Here is a 19,713-nt window from a genome sequence, read left to right as displayed (position 1 = left end):
CGACCAACCAGCACCGCGTGCCTCGAAACCCACCGATCCCAACCGCCAACCAGGCGAAGAAGCACCGCGACCAACCTGCACCGCACACCCCAAACCAAACCCAACCCAACCCAACCCAACCCACATCGACGAAGGCTGCCAGCCCACCCCCCGCGCCTCGAAACCCGCCGGACCCAACCGCCCGTTGTGGTGAAGTTGTTTTGTTTGGGGGGAGCGGTGGCCTAAGCCGGCAGGCGGGTAAGGCCACGCTTTCCAGTGGCCCCGCCTTTTAGCCTTACCCAGGCTACCGCTAGGGGCCCCAAACAAAACAACTTCACCACAACGGGCACCGCCCGTAAAATCTGGCGCATCCAGCGGCGTCGCCGCCAGGCGACAAGCAGTCCCCCGAGGCGCAGCCGAGGCCCAGTGCCCCCTCACACCATTCCCCCACCAGACGCCAACCGCAACAACTCATCCCCACTCAACGCGTCCAGATCAGAAACCTCCGAGGAGTCCGCCAACCCAGCCAACCGCAGAAGCGGCTGCAACAACCCAGCCTCCTCCAACCGCTCCACCGATATCCCCGCAAACACCTCATGAAGAGAAACCTCAGGATCGAGCTCCCCCAACAAATACCCCGCCAACGCAGCAGGCGTCGGATAGTCGAACACCACCGTCGCAGCCAACGAGAGACCAGTAGCCGAAGCAATCCGATCCCGCATCTCCACCGCCGTCAACGAATCAAACCCCAACTCCCGAAACGCCCGCCCAGCTTCAATCCCCCCAAGATCCGCATGCCCCAACACAGTCGCCGCCTCAACAAGAACCAACTGCGCCACCGCACCCGCCCGCTCATCGCCAGGCATCTCAGCGAGCCGCGCCCGAAACCACCCTTCATCCACATCCGCAACAGGCACCAACTCCGACAGCAACGGACTGTCCCGAGCAGCCGTGAACACCGGCACAAACCGAGCCCAATCCACCCCCGCCACCGTCACCACCCGATCAGACGCCACCGCCTCCCCCAGCGCCCGCAACCCCTGCTCCACCGACAACCCCACCAACCCCCGCCGGGCAAGATCACTCCCCGCCGCCATCCCCTCCCCCGCCCAAGGCCCCCAAGCAATCGAGGTAGTCCGAGCCCGCCCAGCAGCCAACCCATCCAAATACGCATTCGCCGCAGCGTAAGCAGCCTGTCCCGCCCCACCCCACGTCGCCGCCGCAGACGAGAACAGCACCAACTCGGCATCCGGACACAACTCCGCAAAATGCCGAGCCCCCTCCACCTTCCCCGCAAACACCGACTCCACCAGGGAAGCACTCAACGAGGAAACCCGCCCCAACCCCCCAACCCCCGCTGCATGCAGCACAACATCCGGCCGATACTCCGCCACCAACGCAGCCACCGCATCCCGATCAGACACATCACAAGCCACAACCACCGCATCAAAATCAACCGAAGGCGCCCGCCGACTCACCAACACGACCCGATCCGCCGTCCGAGCAGCCCACCGCCCCACATGCTGCCCCAAGGCCCCTGTCCCCCCAGTGACCAGCACCGTCCCCTGAGGACTCCACACCCCCACCGCCTCCGGCGCACGACGCAACCGCCGCCCCTCCACCACCGACGACACCCGAACCTGGTCTTCCCGCCCCACCAACACCCCAGGAATCAACGATTCGTCAAACCCCGGCTCAAGCTGGATCAACCCACCCCACCCGTCCGGGTACTCCAGCGCCACCGACCGCCCAAACCCCCACACCGCCGACGAGTCCGGCGACTCGCCAACCGTCACCGCCCACACCCGAGTCCGCCCCACAAACGCTTGCACAACCCTTAAAGTCTCGACCAGCGGAAGACCAGTAATCACACCGGCCAACGGCCCCCCGTTGTCCGTGTCAACCACGGTCGCCCCATATCGCGCGATAGCCCGCCCAACCTCCGGCGCCCCCAACACCAACCAGGTCCCCGTCAGCACCGGCACCGGCCCCGCTGGCACCTGCTGCCACTCCGCCCGATACCGCCACAACGCCGTGTCAACCTCCCGAACCGGCCAATACCGCCGCACATCAAAGGCATACGTAGGCAGATCAACCACCCGCCCGCCCTCGAACACAGCCCGCCAGTCCACCGGAACACCCAAGACGTGCGCCGACGCGACAGCCCGCAGCAACGTCCCCACGTCATCGCGCCCGGCCCGCTGGGTCGCGATCCCCTCAACCTGAGCCGCCAACACCCCATCCGGCCCAATCTCGACAAACCGCCGAACCCCCTGCGCCCGCGCCTCCGCCACCGCGTCCGCGAACCGCACCGTCGACCGCACCTGCCGCACCCAGTACTCCGGCGTGGCCACATCCCCATCGGCCGTGGGCAACACCGGAATTTCCGGCCGCCGATAGGCCAACCCCTTGGCCACCACAGCGAACTCGTCCAGCATCGGCTCCATGTGGTGCGAGTGGAAGGCATGGGACACGGCCAATTCTTTGACCCGCTTCCCCTCTGCGACCCACCGCGCCTTCAACCGCTCCACAACCGCGCTGTCCCCGGAGACCACAAGCGAAGAAGACCCATTGACCGCAGCCAGCTCCACCCCCTCCGGCAACTCAACCGAAGCCGCCTCAACAGCCAGCATCGCCCCACCCCCAGGCAACGCGCCCATCAACCGCGCCCGCGCCGACACCAACACACACGCGTCCGCCAGCGACAACACCCCAGCCACATGCGCCGCAGCCAACTCCCCGATCGAATGCCCGATCACAAAGTCCGGCCGCATCCCCCACGACTCCAACAACCGGAACAACGCCACCTCAAAAGCGAACAACGCGGGCTGAGCAATCGACGTATGGTCAAGTCCTCCCTCGAACACGCCAACCTCTAGCCCCAGCCCGGCACACACCTCGTCAAACGCCCGTGCGAAGGCAGGAAACACCCGCAGCGCCAACCCCATGCCGGTCCGCTGCGAGCCCTGCCCGGTGAACAGAAACGCCACCGGCCCACTCACAGCGGTTCCCCGCACCACCTCCGGCGACTCCACCCCGTCCGCCAAGGCCCGTAGACCAGCGGTCGGATCTTCGGCGAGCACCACCGCGCGGTGCTCCAATGCCGCCCGCGTCTCCACCAACGACCGCGCCAGATCCCCCGGCGACACGGCCAGGCCAGCCAACCGCCGAGCCTGCCCCTGAAGCGCCACCCCAGACCGGGCCGAAACCAGGAACGGCAACAGTCCACTCGGAACAGCCTCGTCCCGAACGTCAGCCGCAGGCGCCTGTTCCAAGATGACATGCGCGTTGGTCCCGCTGACCCCGAACGACGACACCGCCGCCCGGCGCGGCCGAGCCACCTCCGGCCAGGCCCGCGCGGACGTCACCAGCCGTACCGCACCCCACTCCACGTGCGGCGACGGCTCGTCCACGTGCAGCGTCGCGGGCAGCACACCTTCCCGCAGCGCCCACACCATCTTGATCACCCCGGCGACCCCCGCCGCCGCCTGCGTGTGCCCGATGTTGGACTTCACCGACCCGAGCCACAGCGGTGCCACCCGCCCGGCCCCATAGGTCGCCGCCAGCGCCGACGCCTCGATCGGGTCGCCGAGCACGGTCCCGGTCCCGTGCCCCTCGACCACGTCCACATCGGATGGTGTCAACCGCGCGGCGGTGAGTGCCTGGTCGATCACCCGCTGCTGTGCGGGGCCGTTCGGTGCCGTCAGCCCACTCGACGCCCCATCGGAGTTGACCGCAGACCCCCGAACCACCGCCAACACAGGGTGCCCATGAGCCACCGCGTCCGACAGCTTCTCCAGCAACAGAACGCCGACGCCCTCACCCCACCCGGTGCCATCGGCGGCGGCCGCGAACGACTTGCAGCGACCGTCAGCGGCCGTGCCCTCGTCGAACCCGAACCCGGCGAACATCATCGGCCCGGCCATCACCGTGACCCCGCCCGCCAACGCCAGCGTGCACTCCCCCGACCGCAACGCCTGAGCGGCCAAGTGCAACGCGACCAGCGACGACGAGCACGCGGTGTCGACGGTCACCGCAGGCCCCTGGAGTCCGAGGCTGTACGCGACCCGCCCGGAGAGCACGCTGTTCGCGTTGCTGGTCCCCAGGAATCCGTCCAACGCCTCCGGGGGCACCGAGGTCGCGTAGTCGTTGTACATGACGCCCGCGTAGACCCCGGTCCGGCTCCCACGCAGCGACAACGGATCGATCCGGGCGCGCTCGACCGCCTCCCAGCACACGTGCAGCAACAGCCGCTGCTGCGGGTCCATCGCCAGCGCCTCGCGCGGGGAGATCCCGAACATGCCCGCGTCGAACCCGCCCGCGTCCGCCAGGAACCCGCCCTCGGCGGACCCGGGCAGCGCGGCCAGGTCCCAGCCCCGGTCGGTCGGCAGCGGCCCAAGTGCGTCCACCCCGTCGGACACCAGCCGCCACAGGTCTTCCGGGGTCTCGACACCACCCGGGTACCGGCAGGCCACACCGATGACGGCGATCGGCTCGGCGGCCCGGTCCTCCAGCGCGCGCACCCGGTCCCGGGCCGCGCGCAACTCGGTCGTGGCCCGCTTGAGGTAGGCGAGCAGCTTCTCCTCGTCGGCCATGACCGTCCTCTCAGGACTTCTCGAACTCGCTGTCGAGCAGGTCGAAGATCTCCTCGGCCGACGCGCCCGCGAGGTCGGCACCGGCGGCTGGGGCGTCCCAGCGGGCCGCCAGCGCGCGCAGCCGGGCGGCGACCCGCTCCCGATCGCCGTCCTGGACCCCGCCCAAGGACAACTCCAGCCGGGTCAGCTCGGCGAGGACCGCTTCACCCGCCGAACGTGGACCCAACTCGCCGCGCAGGAAGTCGGCGACCGCACCGGCGGACGGGTGGTCGAACACCAGCGTCGCGGGTAGGCGCAGGGCAGTGGCGGCGGCGAGCCGGTTGCGCAGTTCGACGCCGGTCAGCGAGTCGAGGCCGAGGTCGAGGAATCCCCGGTCGGGGGCGACCGCGGCGGCGTCCGGGTAGCCGAGGACGGCGGCGACCTGGCCACGGACCAGGTCGAGCAGAATCCGGCCGCGATCGGCCTCGGGGGCAGCGTCGATCCTGGCCCGCACGTCGGCCACGGCCCGGGTGTCGACCCGGACCAGCGACCGCAGCACCGGCGGCACCGCGCCACGACCGCGCAGCGCGCCCGGGTTGAACGCCATCGGCACCAGCGCGGCGGCGCCGGCCCCGCTCGCCGCGGAGAACAGCGCCATACCGTCCTCCGTGGACAGTTGGCCGAGGCCGGACCGCATGACCCGCCGCACGTCGGCGTCGGTGAGCTCACCGGTCATCCCGGTGCGTTCCGCCCACGGTCCCCAGGCCAGCGACACGCCCGGAAGCCCTTGGGCGCGGCGGTGTTGGGCGAGGGCGTCGAGGAAGACGTTGGCAGCGGCGTAGTTCGCCTGACCCGCGCCGCCGAACACGCCCGCCGCCGAGGAGAACAGGATGAACGCGGACAGGTCGGACGTGAGTTCGTGCAGGTTGAGCGCGCCCCGCACCTTCGGAGCCAGCACCTTGGCGACCCGGTCGGGGGTGAGCGCGGTGAGCACACCGTCGTCGAGCACGGCCGCCGTGTGGACTACCGCGTCGACCCGGTTGGCGGCCAGCAGTTCGACGACGGCGTCCCGGTCGGCGACATCGCACGCGACCAGTCGCACTCGCGCGCCGAGGTCGGTGAGGTCGGCGACCAACTCGTCCGCGCCGGCCGCCTGCGGCCCAGAACGACTGGTGAGCAACAGGTCCTGGACACCGTGGGCGGTGACGAGGTGCCGGGCCAAAGCCGCGCCCAGGGTCCCGGTCGCGCCGGTGACCAGCACGGTCCCGGTCAGGCCGGGGTCGCCGTCGGTGATCGGGTGCCGGACCAGCCGGGGGGCGAACGCCCGCGCGCCACGGACCGCGATCTGCGGCTCCCCGGCGGAGACGGCCGCCGCGACCAACCCGGGTTGGTCGACGTCCACCAGCCAGAACCGGTCCGGGTGCTCGGATTGGGCCGACCGCAGCAACCCCCATACCGGTGCCGCGATCAGATCCGGTGATTCCCCATCGGTGACGGCGACCGCGCCGCGGGTGACAATGATCAGCGGTACCGCCGCCACCCGCTCGTCGGAGAGCCACGCCCGCACCAGGTCCAGTGCTCTCGTCGTGGCCCGTTCCGGTGACTCGTCGGCCTCGTCGGCGATGAACTGGGCAACAGTGGCATCACCAACCTCATTTTCGAGCAGTTGGTCCAGGTCAGCGTGGGTGATCACCTGATTGCCACCCAGGGCGAGCGCCGAACCGAGGCCGAGCGGGTCCGGGCCGAGCAGAGTCCACCGGGACGTGCCGGGGTCGCCGAGGGTGATCGGAGTGGACCAGTCGAGCCGGAAGAGGGCGTCGGCGATGCCCCGGCGCGCGGTCGACAGCTCGGCGCCGATCGGCCGGGCCACCAACGCCTCGACGTGCGCGACCGGATTGCCGCTTTCGTCGGTGACCTGGAGTTCGACACCAGCGTCGGACTCGGTGATGCGAGCGCGCAGGACTTTGGCATTGGTGGGAATCACGGTCACGCCGTTCCAGGAGAACGGCAGTTCGGCCGGGCGGTCGGTGCCTTCGCGGAGCAGGCCGATGCCGTGCAGGGCGGCGTCGAGCAGCGCGGGGTGCACCGCGAACCCGGTCGACGGCAGGTCCTCCGGCAACCGGACTTCGGCGAACACCACACCGTCCGCGCGCCAAGCGGCCGTGAGCCCCTGGAAGGCCGGACCGTAGCCGTAGCCGAGATCGGCGATGCCGCCGTAGAACCCGCTCAGGTCAACGGGTTCGCCGCTCACGGTCCAGTCGAGACCAAGTGGCGCGGCGGGGGCGAGGGTGCCGGTGGCGTGCTTGGTCCAGGTGGTGCCGTCGGCGCTGGAGTGGATCGAGATCTCGCGTCGACCGGCGCCGTCCGGCCCACCGACCTTGACCTGCAACGATACCGCGTCCTGCTCGCCGAGAACCAGCGGTGTGCCCAGGGTCAACTCAGCGACGCGCGAGGTGTCGACCTGGGCGCCCGCGTGCGCGGCGAGTTCGACGAATGCCGTGCCGGGCAACAGGATCGTGCCGAGAACCGAGTGGTCGGCCAACCACGGGTGGGTGCGCGGCGAGATCCGACCGGTGAGCACCAGCCCGTCGCCTGCGGCCAGCGGCACGGCGGCCCCGAGCAGCGGGTGGTCGGCGGCGGTCAGGCCGGCGGCGGCGACATCGCCCAGCCCGGCGGAAACCAGCTCCAGCCAGTACCGCTGCCGTTGGAACGCGTAGGTGGGCAACTCGATGGCCCGCACCGGGAGCCCGTCGAACGCCGCCCGCAGGTCGACCGGTCCACCGTGGACGTGCAGCTCGGCGGCGGACTCCAGGAAACGCGGCAGACCGCCCTCGTCCCGGCGCAGGGTGCCGACCGCGACGGCGTCCACCGTCTCGCTGATGGCCGGGATCAGCACCGGGTGTGGGCTGACCTCGACGAAGAACCGGTAGCCCTGATCGGCCAACGCGCGGGTTGCGGACTCGAACTCGACGGTCTGCCGCAGGTTCCGGTACCAGTACTCGCCGTCCAATGTGGTCGTGTCCAGCCAATCGCCGGTGACCGTGGAACGGAACGGGACCCGGGAGGCACGCGGGTTGATATCAGCGAGCAGGCGCCGCAGGTCGTTGGCGATCCGCTCGACTTGCGGCGAGTGGGAGGCGTAGTCCACTGGGATTCGCTTGGCCCGCAAACCTTCCGCTTCGCAGTCGGCCAAGAAGACGTCGACCTCACCGGCGACCACCACGGTTGCGGGCCCGTTGACGGCCGCGACGGAGATCCCCGCATAGCGGCTCAGCCGATCCCGCACCTGCTCGACCGGCAAGGACACCGACACCATGCCGCCGTGTCCGGCCAGCGCCGTGATCGCCTTCGCCCGTAGCGCCACGACCTTGGCCGCGTCGTCCAATGTGAGCGCGCCCGCGACGTACGCGGCGGCGATCTCACCCTGCGAGTGGCCGACCACCGCGTCCGGCTCGACCCCGTGTGACCGCCACAGCGCTGCCAGCGACACCATGACCGCGAACAGCACCGGTTGCACGACATCGACCCGGTCCAGACCATCGCCGCTGGTCAGGACGTCCAGCGGGTTCCAGTCGACGTGCGGGGCGATGGCCTCGGCGCAGGCGTGCAGCTCGGCGGCGAACACCTCGCTGGTCGCCAGCAGCTCGACCGCCATCCCCACCCACTGCGAACCCTGCCCGGGGAACACGAACGCGGTCTTCCCGGTCCGCGCGACCCCCCGAACGGCCACATCATCCAAAGCGGACACAGCGGAATCCAGGTCGGCGGCGATGAAGGCTGCGCGGTGGTCGAACCGGGCGCGAGTGGTGGCCAGCGAGTACGCCACGTCGGCCGGTGCGGGTTTGCGTTCGACCAGGTAGTCACGCAGTTTCGCCGCTTGGTCGCGCAGAGCGTCGTCGGTCCGGCCGGAGATCACCCACGGCACCGGCGAGGAAGTCTCCGCAGGTTCGGGCATCTGGGCGGTGTACTGCTCCAGCACGAGGTGCGCGTTCGTCCCGCTGCCGCCGAATGACGACACGCCCGCGCGTCGCACCCGGTCCACCGCAGGCCAGGGGGCCGTCTCCGAGACCAGCTCGACTGAGCCCTCGGCCCAGTCGACATGCGGGGTGGGTTCGTCGACGTGCAGGGTCTTCGGCACGATCCCGTGCCGCAACGCCAGCACGGTCTTGATCACCCCGGCGACACCGGAGGCCGACTGGGTGTGCCCGATGTTCGACTTGACCGAGCCGAGCAGCAGCGGGTGTTCCCGTTCCTGCCCATAGGTGGCGATGACCGCTTGGGCCTCGATCGGGTCGCCCAACGTCGTCCCGGTTCCGTGCGCCTCCACGATGTCCACATCAGACGGTCGCAGCCCGGCATCGGCCAAGGCCGCCCGGATGACCCGCTGCTGCGACGGCCCGTTGGGCGCGGTCAGGCCGTTCGAGGCGCCGTCCTGGTTGATCGCGCTGCCCTTCACGACCGCCAGCACCGGATGCCCGTCGCGCACCGCGTCCGACAGCCGCTGGACGAGCAGCACACCGACGCCCTCACCCCAGCCGGTCCCGTCGGCGGCCGCCGCGAACGGCTTGCACCGGCCGTCGGCCGCGAGCCCGCGCTGACGGCTGAACTCGGTGAACGAGGTCGGCGACGGCAACACCGCCACGCCACCCGCCACCGCGAGATCACATTCCCCACGCCGCAACGCCTGCACGGCAAGGTGAATCGCCACCAGCGATGACGAGCACGCGGTGTCCACAGTGACCGCCGGCCCCTCAAGCCCGAAGGTGTAAGACACCCGCCCGGACGCCGCCGCCGTGCCCGTCCCGGAGAGGAAGAAGCCTTCCGCGTCGCTGCCGGGGGCGAGCGCGCCGATGCCATAGCCCACAAAGGACGTACCGACGAACACGCCCGCCCGGCTTCCCCGCCGGGTACCAGGGTCGATCCCGGCCCGCTCGAACGCCTCCCAGGTCGCTTCGAGCAGCATCCGCTGCTGCGGGTCGGTCGCGGTCGCCTCGCGCGGGCTGATCCCGAAGAACTCCGCGTCAAAATGCCCGGCGTCCAGGACGAAACCGCCCTCGCGGACGTACGAGGTGCCGGGGTTGTCCGGGTCTGGGTGGTAGAGGGCGTCGAGGTCCCAGCCACGGTCGTCGGGGAACGGCGTGACCGCGTCGGTCCCGGCCAGCACCAGTCGCCACAGGTCTTCCGGCGAGTTGACACCGCCGGGGTAGCGGCAGCTCATACCGATGATCGCGATCGGCTCGTCGGACGCGCTCGCGGTGACCTGGCTGACTGGGCCGGTCAGGCCGAGGACGTCGGCGAGCAGGTGACCGGCGAGGGCGCGCGGAGTCGGGTAGTCGAACACCATCGTCGCGGACAGGCGGCGACCGGTGGCAGCGCTGAGCCGGTTGCGCACATCAACGGCGGTCAGCGAGTCGAACCCGAGGTCGCGGAAGGCCCGGTCGGGTTCGACGGCGGTGGTGTCGGTGTACCCGAGCGCGGCGGCGGCCTGGGTGCGGACGAGGTCGAGCAGGTGGTCCGCGCGGTCGCCGTCGGGCAACGCGAGCACCCGGTCGCGCAGCTCGTCGCTCTCGACAGCGGCTTCCTCGACCTGTGCCTCGGGGATCTCGCCGATCAGCGGCCGGGGGCGGGCGGCGGTGTAGCCGGGGGCGAACCGGGGCCAGTCGATGTCGGCGACGGTCAGGCAGGTGACGTCCGCGTCCACCGCCCGACCCAGCGCGACCAGGGCGAGGTCGGGGTCCATCGGGCGCAGACCACGGCGGCCCAGCGCGGCGACGGCGGCCGCGTCGGCCATCCCGCCGTCAGCCCAACCACCCCACGCGACGGAAGTCGCCGGTCGGCCCCGCGCGCGGCGGTACTGGGCGAGCGCGTCGAGGTAGGCGTTCCCTGCGGCGTAGGCGGCCTGGCCCGCGCCGCCCCAGGTCGCGGCGCCCGAGGAGAACAGGATGAACGCGTCGACATCGCCCGCGAGCTCGTCGAGGTGCGCGGCCCCGGCGACCTTGGCGGCGGTGATCTCGGCCAGTTCCTCGGCGGTGGTCTCGGTGACCGGCGTCGACTGGGCGACCCCCGCCGCGTGCACGACGGCGTTGACCGGGTGCTCGGCCAGCAACGCGGCCACCGCGTCCCGGTCGGCCACGTCACAGGCGACGACCAGGACATCCAGTTCGTCGACCAGGTCCCGCGCGCCCGGCGCGTCGAGCCCGCGCCTGCTGGTCAGGATGACCTTCTCGGCGCCACGGTCGACCAGCCACCGGGCGACCCTGGCACCCAGCGCGCCGGTGCCGCCGGTGACCAGAACTGTCCCTTGTGGACGCCAGTCGCGCTGGGCGGGCAACTCGCCCGCGCGCACCATCCGGCGCCCGAACACACCCCAGGAGCGGACGGCGACCTGGTCCTCGCCGCCGCCCAACACCGCGAGTGCCCGCGCGATGGCCCGGTCGTCGAAGTTGACGGGCAGATCGACGAGACCGGCGACCTGGGTGGGTCGCTCCAGGGTCGCGACCAAGCCGAGACCCCAGACCTGCGCCCGGTCGGGATCACCCAACGGATCAGTGCGGCCGACCGACACGGCGCCGCTGGTGAGCAGCCACAGTGGACCGTCCATCTTGAGCAGGTCCAACGTCGCGGCGTGGTCCGGCGTGCTGTCCAGGCCCAGCAGGGAAACCGTACCCGCGAACGACATCTCCGAGGCGCCATCGGCCCGGAGGATGTGCGGCTCGCCGCCTGCGGCGGTGATCTGGGCCGCAACCCGGGCGGCCAGCTCAGCCTGGTGGCCAAACGCGACAACCGCCCACGCCCCGGTCAGCTCCGCGGTTTTCGGCGCACTCAACTGCCGCCAGACCACCCGGTAGGACCAATCGGCCACAGTGGACTCTTCGCGTGTCTTCGCCCGCCACGCGGCCAATGCGGGGAGTGCGGCCGGATCGATGCCGAGGGTGTCGGCGTCACCACGGTCGACGGCGGCCCAGAACTTGGCGTCCTCGGCGGTGGAGCCCGCCTCGGTCGGCTCCAGCCAGTAGCGGGAGCGCTGGAACGGGTACGTGGGCAGGTCGACCAGGGCCCCGGCGAACTCCCAGGTCGGACTGATCCCCCGCACGTGTGCCTCAGCGGCGGACAGCGCGAACCGCGCCAGACCGCCCTCGTCCCGGCGTAATGTGGCCAGTACCACCGGGTCGACGCCGAAGTCGTCCGCCGTTTCGTTGATGCCGCCCGCCAGAACAGGATGCGGGGAGCACTCGATGAACGTGGCGTGGCCGTCTTCGAGCAGGGCCCGGGTCGCGCTCTCGAACCGGACCGGGCGACGCATGTTGCCGAACCAGTAGTGCGCGTCCAGCTCGGTGGTGTCGAGGCGGGCGCCGGTGACGGTCGAGTAGAACGGGACCGTCGACTCGCGCGGGACCACCGGGGCGAGGATTCGCAGGGCCTCGGCGCGGACGGCGTCGACGACCGGCGAGTGCCCGGCCCCGTTGATCCGCACCCGGCGGACCCGGATCTCGGCGGCCTCCAGCTCGGCGATCAGCTCGTCGACCGCCTCGTGGTCCCCGGCGACGGCGGTGGACCGGGCCCCGTTGACGGCGGCGATGGTGAGCCTGCCGTCGAACCGCTCGATCCGGGCCAGGGCCTCGTCGTGCGAGAGCGACACCGCCGCCATCGCGCCCAGGCCCGCGAACCGCAGCAGCAGCTTGCTCCGCTCGGCGATGATCAGCGCCGCGTCGGCCAGGGTCAGCGCTCCGGCGATGTGGGCGGCCGCGATCTCGCCCTGCGAGTGGCCGACCACCGCGTCCGGCTCGATCCCCCGGTCCCGCCACAGTTCCGCCAGCGCCACCATGACGGCGAACAACACCGGCTGCACCACGTCCAGCCGGTCGAAGTCGGCGTTGAGCAGGGCCGTCTCCACCGAGAAGGCGACATGCCGCCCCAGCGCGGCGGCGCACTCGCGGAACTTGTCCCGGAACACCGGCGACTCGCGCAGCAACGCGTCCGCCATGCCCGCCCATTGGGTGCCCTGCCCCGGGAAGACGAACACGGTCCGGCCAGGCCGGGTCACAACCCCGCGAACCAACCCGGCTGCCGGGAGGTCATCAGCGAGGGCCGCGAGCTGGGCCGCGTGGTCAGGTCCTAAGAGGACAGCTCGGTGTTCGAACTGCGTCCGGCGAGCCAGGGAGAACGCGACGCCGCTCGGGTCGATGCCGTGGAGCTGAGCCGCCTGAGCACGAAGGGCTTGCGCGGAGCGGGCAGAGAGCAGCCACGGACCGTCGCCGGACTGCTCGGCAGCAGCGGTTTCCGGTGCTTGTTCAAGGATGGTGTGCGCGTTGGTGCCGCTCATACCGAACGACGACACGGCGGCGCGGCGCGGGCGACCGGTGGCGGGCCAGTCGACCCGCTCGGTCAGCAGCCGGACGCCCCGGTCCCACGGCACGTGCGGGGTGGGTTCGTCGATGTGCAGTGACCGGGGCAGCACCCCGTGCCGCAGGGCCAGCACCATCTTGATCACTCCGGCGACCCCGGCGGCGGACTGCGTGTGCCCGATGTTGGTCTTCACCGAGCCCAGCAGCAGCGGGTTCGCCCGGTCCGCGCCATAGGTGGCGATGACGGCCTGCGCCTCGATCGGGTCACCGAGCTCGGTGCCGGTTCCGTGCGCTTCCAAGGCATCCACTTCGGACGGTCGCAGTCCGGCCGAGGCCAGTGCTTGGCGGATCACCCGTTCCTGCGCGGGACCGTTCGGCGCGGTGAGACCGTTGGACGCGCCGTCCGAGTTGACCGCCGAACCCTTGACCAGTGCCAACACCGGGTGGTTGCGCCTGACCGCGTCCGAGAGCCGCTCGACCAGCAGCATACCGACGCCTTCGCCCCAACCCGTGCCGTCGGCGCTCTTGGCGAAGACCTTGCACCGGCCGTCCCCGGCGAGCGCCCCGCCCTGGGCCGCGTCGATGAACATGCTCGGCGAGGTCATCACCGTGGCGCCACCGGCCAACGCAAGGTCGCACTCGCCGTTGCGCATCGCCTGGATAGCCAGGTGCAGGGCGACGAGGCTACTCGAACAGGCGGTGTCGACGGTGACGGCGGGGCCTTCCAGGCCGAGGGCGTAGGCGAGCCTGCCGGAGATCACGCTGGTCGCGGTGCCGGTGAGCACGTGCGGGCGAGACCCTTCGGGGATGTCGAAGTGGCCGATGCCGTACCCGGAGGTGGCGGTGCCGATGAACACACCGGTCCGGCTGCCCTTGAGCGTCGTCGGGTCGATGCCCGCGCGTTCGGCGGCCTCCCAGGCGGTTTCCAGCAGTAGGCGTTGCTGCGGGTCCATCGCCAGGGCCTCGCGCGGGGAGATCGAGAAGAACGCGGCGTCGAAGTCGGCGGCGTCAGCCAGGAACCCGCCGACGAAGGCCTGCTCGGTCCAGCCACGGTCGCCGGGCACGGCCCCGATGGTGTCGACCTCGTCGAGCACCAACTGCCACAGCGCCTCGGGGGTGTTGGCACCGCCGGGGAACCGGCAGGCCATGCCGACGATCGCGATCGGGTCGTCCACCCCGACGGTGGTCTCGACCTTCTGCCGGGGTTTGGCGGGAGCGGCGTCGAGCAACCGTCGCAGGTGGTCGGCGACGGCGGTCGGGGTCGGGTGGTCGAAGACCAGGCTCGCCGGGAGCGGCTTGCCGATCTTGAGGGCGAGCGAGTTGCGGAGTTCGACGGCGGTCAGCGAGTCGAACCCGAGGTCCTTGAACGGCCGGTCCGGGTCGATCGACGCGGCCGACGGGAACCCGAGAACGGCGGCGGTCTGCGCGCACACCAGGTCGACCAGGCGGGTCGGGTCGACGGCAGGCCCGGTCTTGGGGCGGATCAACGCGGTCAACAGCGGCGGGACCGGCTTGCCCGCCAGCACCGGGCGGTCCAGGGTGACCGGGACGACCACCGGGCCGGGCAGGGCGAGCGCCGAGTCCAGAAGCGACAGTCCGTGTCGGACGGACAGCGGCGGGTAGCCGGACCGGGCAATCCGGTCGACCTCGGCGGCACCGAGCGAACCGAGCATGCCGCCCTCGGTGCGCCAAGCGCCCCAGGCCAGCGCCAGCGCGGGCAGCCCGGCGGTGTACCGGGCGGTGGCGAGGGCGTCGAGGTAGGCGTTGGCCGCCGCGTAGTTGGCCTGGCCGGGGCTGCCGAAGGTGCCGGAGATCGACGAGTACAGGACGAAGACGTCCGGGTCGGTCAGCTCGTGCAGGTACTGGGCCGCAAGCGCTTTCGGGCCGAACACCGCGCGTACCCGGTCCGGGGTCAGCGACTCGACCAGACCGTCGTCGAGCACGCCCGCCAGGTGGAACACGCCGGTGAGGTTCGGGATTCCGCCGACCAGCGCGGCGAGGGCGTCCCGATCGGTGATGTCGCAGGCCGCGACCCGCGCACCCGGGACGTCACCGTGGCCGGAGCGGTTGACCAGGATGACGTCGCCGATGCCGTGGTTGTCGACGAGGTGCCGGGCGAGGGCGGTCCCGAGCGCCCCGGTGCCGCCGGTGATCAGGACGGTGCCGTCGGGGTCCAGGGCGCGGGGCAGGGTGAGCACGACCTTGCCGATGTGGCCGCCCTGCCCGACGAACCGGAACGCCTCCGCCGCGCGCCGCACGTCCCACGCGCGGACCGGCAGCGGGGTCAGGGTGCCTGCGGCGAAGAGGCCCATGAGGACATTCAGAATCTCGCCGATGCGGTCGGGCCCCGCCTCGCCGAGGTCGAACGCGCGGTAGCCGGGAACCCCGGTGCGGACGTCGGTCTTGCCCATCTCGACGAACCGGCCGCCAGGCTTGAGCAACCCCAGCGAGGCGTCCACGAACTCGCCCGCGAGTGCGTTGAGAACCACGTCCACCTGCGGGAACTTGTCCGCGAAGTCAAGATCACGCGACGAGGACAGGTGCTCGTCGGCCAGGCCGGTCGCGGGCCACTTGGCCGGGCTCGCGGTGCCGTAGACCTCGGCACCCAGGTGCCGCGCCAACTGCACGGCCGCCATGCCGACTCCACCGGCGGCGGCGTGGACCAGCACGGATTCGCCCGCCTTGAGGTCAGCGAGGTCGACCAGTCCGTAGTAGGCGGTGGCGAAAACGACCGGGACGGTGGCCGCGGTGACGAACGACCAGGTGGCGGGCATGGCGACAAGCAGGCGTTCGTCGGTGACCGCTTCCGGGCCGATCGCGCCGGTGACCAGGCCGAGAACGCGGTCGCCCGGCTGGAACCGGGTCACGGCCGGGCCGACTTCGGTGACGACACCGGCGGTCTCACCGCCCAGGTCGACCTCGCCCGGGTACATGCCGAGCGCGTTGAGCACGTCCCGGAAGTTCAGCCCAGCGGCCTTGACCGCGATCCGGACCTCGCGGTCGGCCAGCTCGCGGTGCTCGACCGGCGCCAAGACAAGGTTGTCCACCGTGCCGCGCTCGATAATATCCAGCCGCCACGGGCCTTCGGGAACACGCAAGCCCTGGTCCACAGCGGACAGTCGTGGTACCAGCAGCGTGTCGCCGCGCACGGCCACCTGGGAGTCGCCGGTCGCCTTGGCCGGGTCGCCATCCACCAGGATGACGCGGCCGGGGTGCTCGGACTGCGCGGATCGGCCCAGGCCCCAGATCGCGGCCTTGACCGGGTCGACGTCATCACCGGGGAGCGCGCGGACGGCGTTGTCGGTGCGGATGACCACCACGTCGTCCCCCGCGAGCAACGCCTGGAGTCGCGGCAGCAGGTCGTCCACATCAGACGGCTCGATGACCGTGTGCGGCGGGAGCGGGGTGTCGGCGGCCGGGACCCAGTCGACGGTGTAGAGGTCGCGGGTGTCGACGCCGGTGCGCTGAGCCGGTCGGGTGATCACCCGGTCGACCGAGACGACGACCGCACCCGCCGGATCGACCGCGACCACGCTGATGCCGCCGTCCACCGGGGACACCTTGGCCCGCAACTCGACCGCGCCAGTGGTCTGGACCGTCACACCGGTCCAGGTGAAGGGAACGCCTGCTTCAGCCGTACCTGCTTGGGCGGCAACGGATTGGAGGGCACCGTCAAGCAAGGCAGGGTGGACAAGGTAGCCGCGATCCTCGGTGACGAGGTCGACGAACACGTCCGCGCCGCGTACCCACACCGATCGAATGGCCCGGAACGCTTCACCGTAGACAAGCCCCGCAGCGGCCAAGCGGTCGTATACCGCCTCCGGGTCCACCGACTCCGCGCCGACCGGCGGCCACTGGGCGAAGTCCGCTTCGACCGGGTCGGCCTCGGCGAGCCGTCCGGTGGCGTTCTGGACCCAGTCGTCGTCGAGTCGCGTGTGGACGGTGAACGTGCCTTCATCGTCCACGTTCAGCCGGAGGTCAAGCGGTCCTTCCAGGACGATCGGGTTCTCCAGGACCAGCTCGGCCAGCCCCGGGATGCCGATCGTGCGACCCGCGAACAGGGCCATCTCGACATATGCGGTCCCGGGCAGCACAACCTGGCCGTGCACGACATGGTCCGCCAACCAGGGGCGCGCGGTCAGGTCCAGGCGCGCGGTGAACAGGCGACCGCCCGGGACCTCGACGGACCCGGTGAGCAACGGGTGTCCGGTGGTACCGAGACCGGCGGAAACACCGGGGCGCGGCCAGTAGCGCTCGCGCGCGAACGGATACGTGGGCAGGTCGACGAGCCGTCCACCGCCGAGAACCGCCCGCCAGTCAACTCCGATGCCGTTGACGTGCAACGCGGCGAGGGCGCGCAAGAGCGTGTTGGGCTCGTCGCGGCCTGCCCGGAGTGCGGGCGTGCCGTCGACCAGGGCGGACAGCACACCGTCCGGTCCCAACTCCAGGTAGTGGGTCGCGTCGGCGCGCTCGACGGCCGCGGCGAATCGGACGGTGTCGCGGACCTGCCGGACCCAGTAGTCCGGTGTGGTCACATCGCCAGCGGCCTCGATGGGGATCCGCGGCGGCTGGAAGGTCAGCCCGCTCGCGACCCGACCGAACTCGTCGAGCATCGGTTCCATCAGTCGCGAGTGGAATGCGTGCGAGACGGTCAACCGCTTGACCCGCTTGCCTTCCGCGCGCCACCGCTGTTCCCACTCGTCGACCAGGTCGCCAACCCCGGAGACGACGAGCGACCGTGGTCCGTTGACAGCGGCCAGGTCCAGGGCCGCCGGGATCTCGTTCTCATCCGCCTCGACAGCCAGCATCGCGCCGCCGGTCGGCAGGGCCTGCATCAACCGGGCGCGGGCCGCGACCAGCACGCAGGCGTCGTCGAGGGAGAGGACGCCCGCGACGTGCGCAGCCGCCAGCTCGCCGATCGAGTGTCCAATGAGGACGCCCGGCCGCACACCCCAGGATTCCAACAGCCGGAACAGCGCCACTTCCAGGGCGAACAGGCCGACCTGCGCGTTGGCGGTCTGGTCGATCGCCTCGGTGCGCAGGTCAAACCCGGTGAGCCGGGCCATGACCTCGTCGTGTGCGGCGGCGAACACCGGGAAGACCCGCAGCCCGTCGCCCATCCCGACCCGCTGGGCGCCCTGGCCGGTGAACAGGAACGCCAGCTCGCCCGGCTGCTGCCCATGGAGTACTGACGAACCGTCGGCCAAAGCGCGGAGGTCGTCGGGCCCGAACGCGACGGCCCGATGTTCCATGCAGGCGCGGCCGCTCAACGTCCAGGCGATGTCAGTGGCCGAGCCGTCAACCACCAGCAGCTCACCCGCCAGCTCGCGCAGCGCGGCCTGGGAGCGGGCGGACAAGACCAGGGGCGCCTCCGCCGGGAACACCGGGCCCGGCTCGTCCTCGACCGCCGGTGCCTCTTCGATGATCAGGTGCGCGTTGGTGCCGCTCACCCCGAACGACGACACGCCCGCCCGGCGCACCCGCCCGCCCCGGGGCCACGGCCGGGCCCCGGTCAGCAACGACACCGCCCCACCGGCCCAGTCGACCTCGCGCGACGGCTCGTCCACGTGCAGCGTCGGCGGCAACACCCCGGCCAGCAGCGCCTGCACCACCTTGATGACCCCGGCGACCCCGGCGGCGGACTGGGTGTGCCCGATGTTGGATTTGACCGATCCCAGCCACAGCGGCTCAGTGCGCCCCTGGCCGTAGGTGGCGAGCAGGGCTTGTGCCTCGATCGGGTCGCCCAACACGGTGCCGGTGCCGTGCCCCTCGACGGCGTCCACATCGGACGGTCCGAGCCCGGCCGACGCGAGCGCCGACAGGATCACCCGCTGCTGCGACGGCCCGTTCGGCGCCGTCAACCCGTTCGACGCGCCGTCGGAGTTGACGGCGGAACCCTTCAGCAGGGCCAAAACCCGGTGACCGTTGCGCCTGGCGTCGGCCAACCGTTCCAACACGACCACGCCGACGCCCTCGGCCCACCCCGTGCCGTCGGCGGCGTCCGCGAACGACTTGCAGCGGCCGTCGGCGGCCAACCCGCGCTGCCTGCTGAACTCGGTGAACACCCCCGCCGTGGCCATCACCGTCACACCACCGGCGAGGGCCAGGGTGCTCTCACCCGAGCGCAGCGACTGGGCGGCCAGGTGCATGGCGACCAGCGACGACGAGCACGCCGTGTCGATGGTGACCGCGGGCCCCTCCAGGCCCAGCACGTACGCGACCCGGCCGGACGCCACCGCGGTCGCGCCGCCGGTCAGCAGGTAGCCCTCGGTGCCCTGCGGGTCGCCGACCAGCAGGGACAGGTAGCTCTGGTCGTTGGTGCCGGTGAACACGCCGGTCCGGCTGCCGCGCAACGCCTCCGGGTCGATCCCGGCCCGCTCCAACGCCTCCCACGACGCCCGCAGCAACAACCGCTGCTGCGGGTCCATCGCCAGCGCCTCACGCGGGGAGATCCCGAAGAACGCCGGGTCGAACTCGGCGGCGTCGGCGACGAACCCGCCGTGCCGCACGTAGCTGGTGCCGGGCACGTCCGGGTCGTCGGAGAACCGGACGTCCCAGCCGCGGTCGGCGGGGAACTCGGTGACGCCGTCGCGGCCCTCGGCCACCAGCCGCCACAGGTCGTCCGGGGAGCGGACGTCACCGGGGTAGTGGCACGCCATCCCGACGATGGCGATCGGCTCCCGCGCGCCCTCCTCGACCTCGCGCAGCCGGGCCTTGGTCTGCCGGAGGTCGGCGGTGACGAGTTTGAGGTAGTCCCGCAAGGTCTCTTTGTCTGCCATCTACCCCAGACCTCTCGGACGGCGCACGACCGGCTC

At 71.2% G+C, this 19,713-nt stretch carries 1 protein-coding gene and 1 pseudogene; both read right to left on the bottom strand.

All coding sequences use genetic code 11. The annotated features are described in order from the left end of the window. Positions 1–413: 413 nt before the first annotated feature. A pseudogene (locus H504_RS38040) lies at positions 414–4,574 on the bottom strand (type I polyketide synthase); the annotation flags it as partial. 10 nt (positions 4,575–4,584) lie between these two features. Then, positions 4,585–19,659: a type I polyketide synthase gene (locus H504_RS38035; RefSeq protein WP_425394096.1), complete on the bottom strand. Its 15,075-nt coding sequence runs from the start codon at positions 19,657–19,659 to the stop codon at positions 4,585–4,587. Positions 19,660–19,713: the final 54 nt, after the last annotated feature.

The organism is Actinokineospora inagensis DSM 44258 (assembly GCF_000482865.1).
GTDB lineage: Bacteria > Actinomycetota > Actinomycetes > Mycobacteriales > Pseudonocardiaceae > Actinokineospora > Actinokineospora inagensis.
This window is presented reverse-complemented; position numbering and strand designations above follow the sequence as displayed.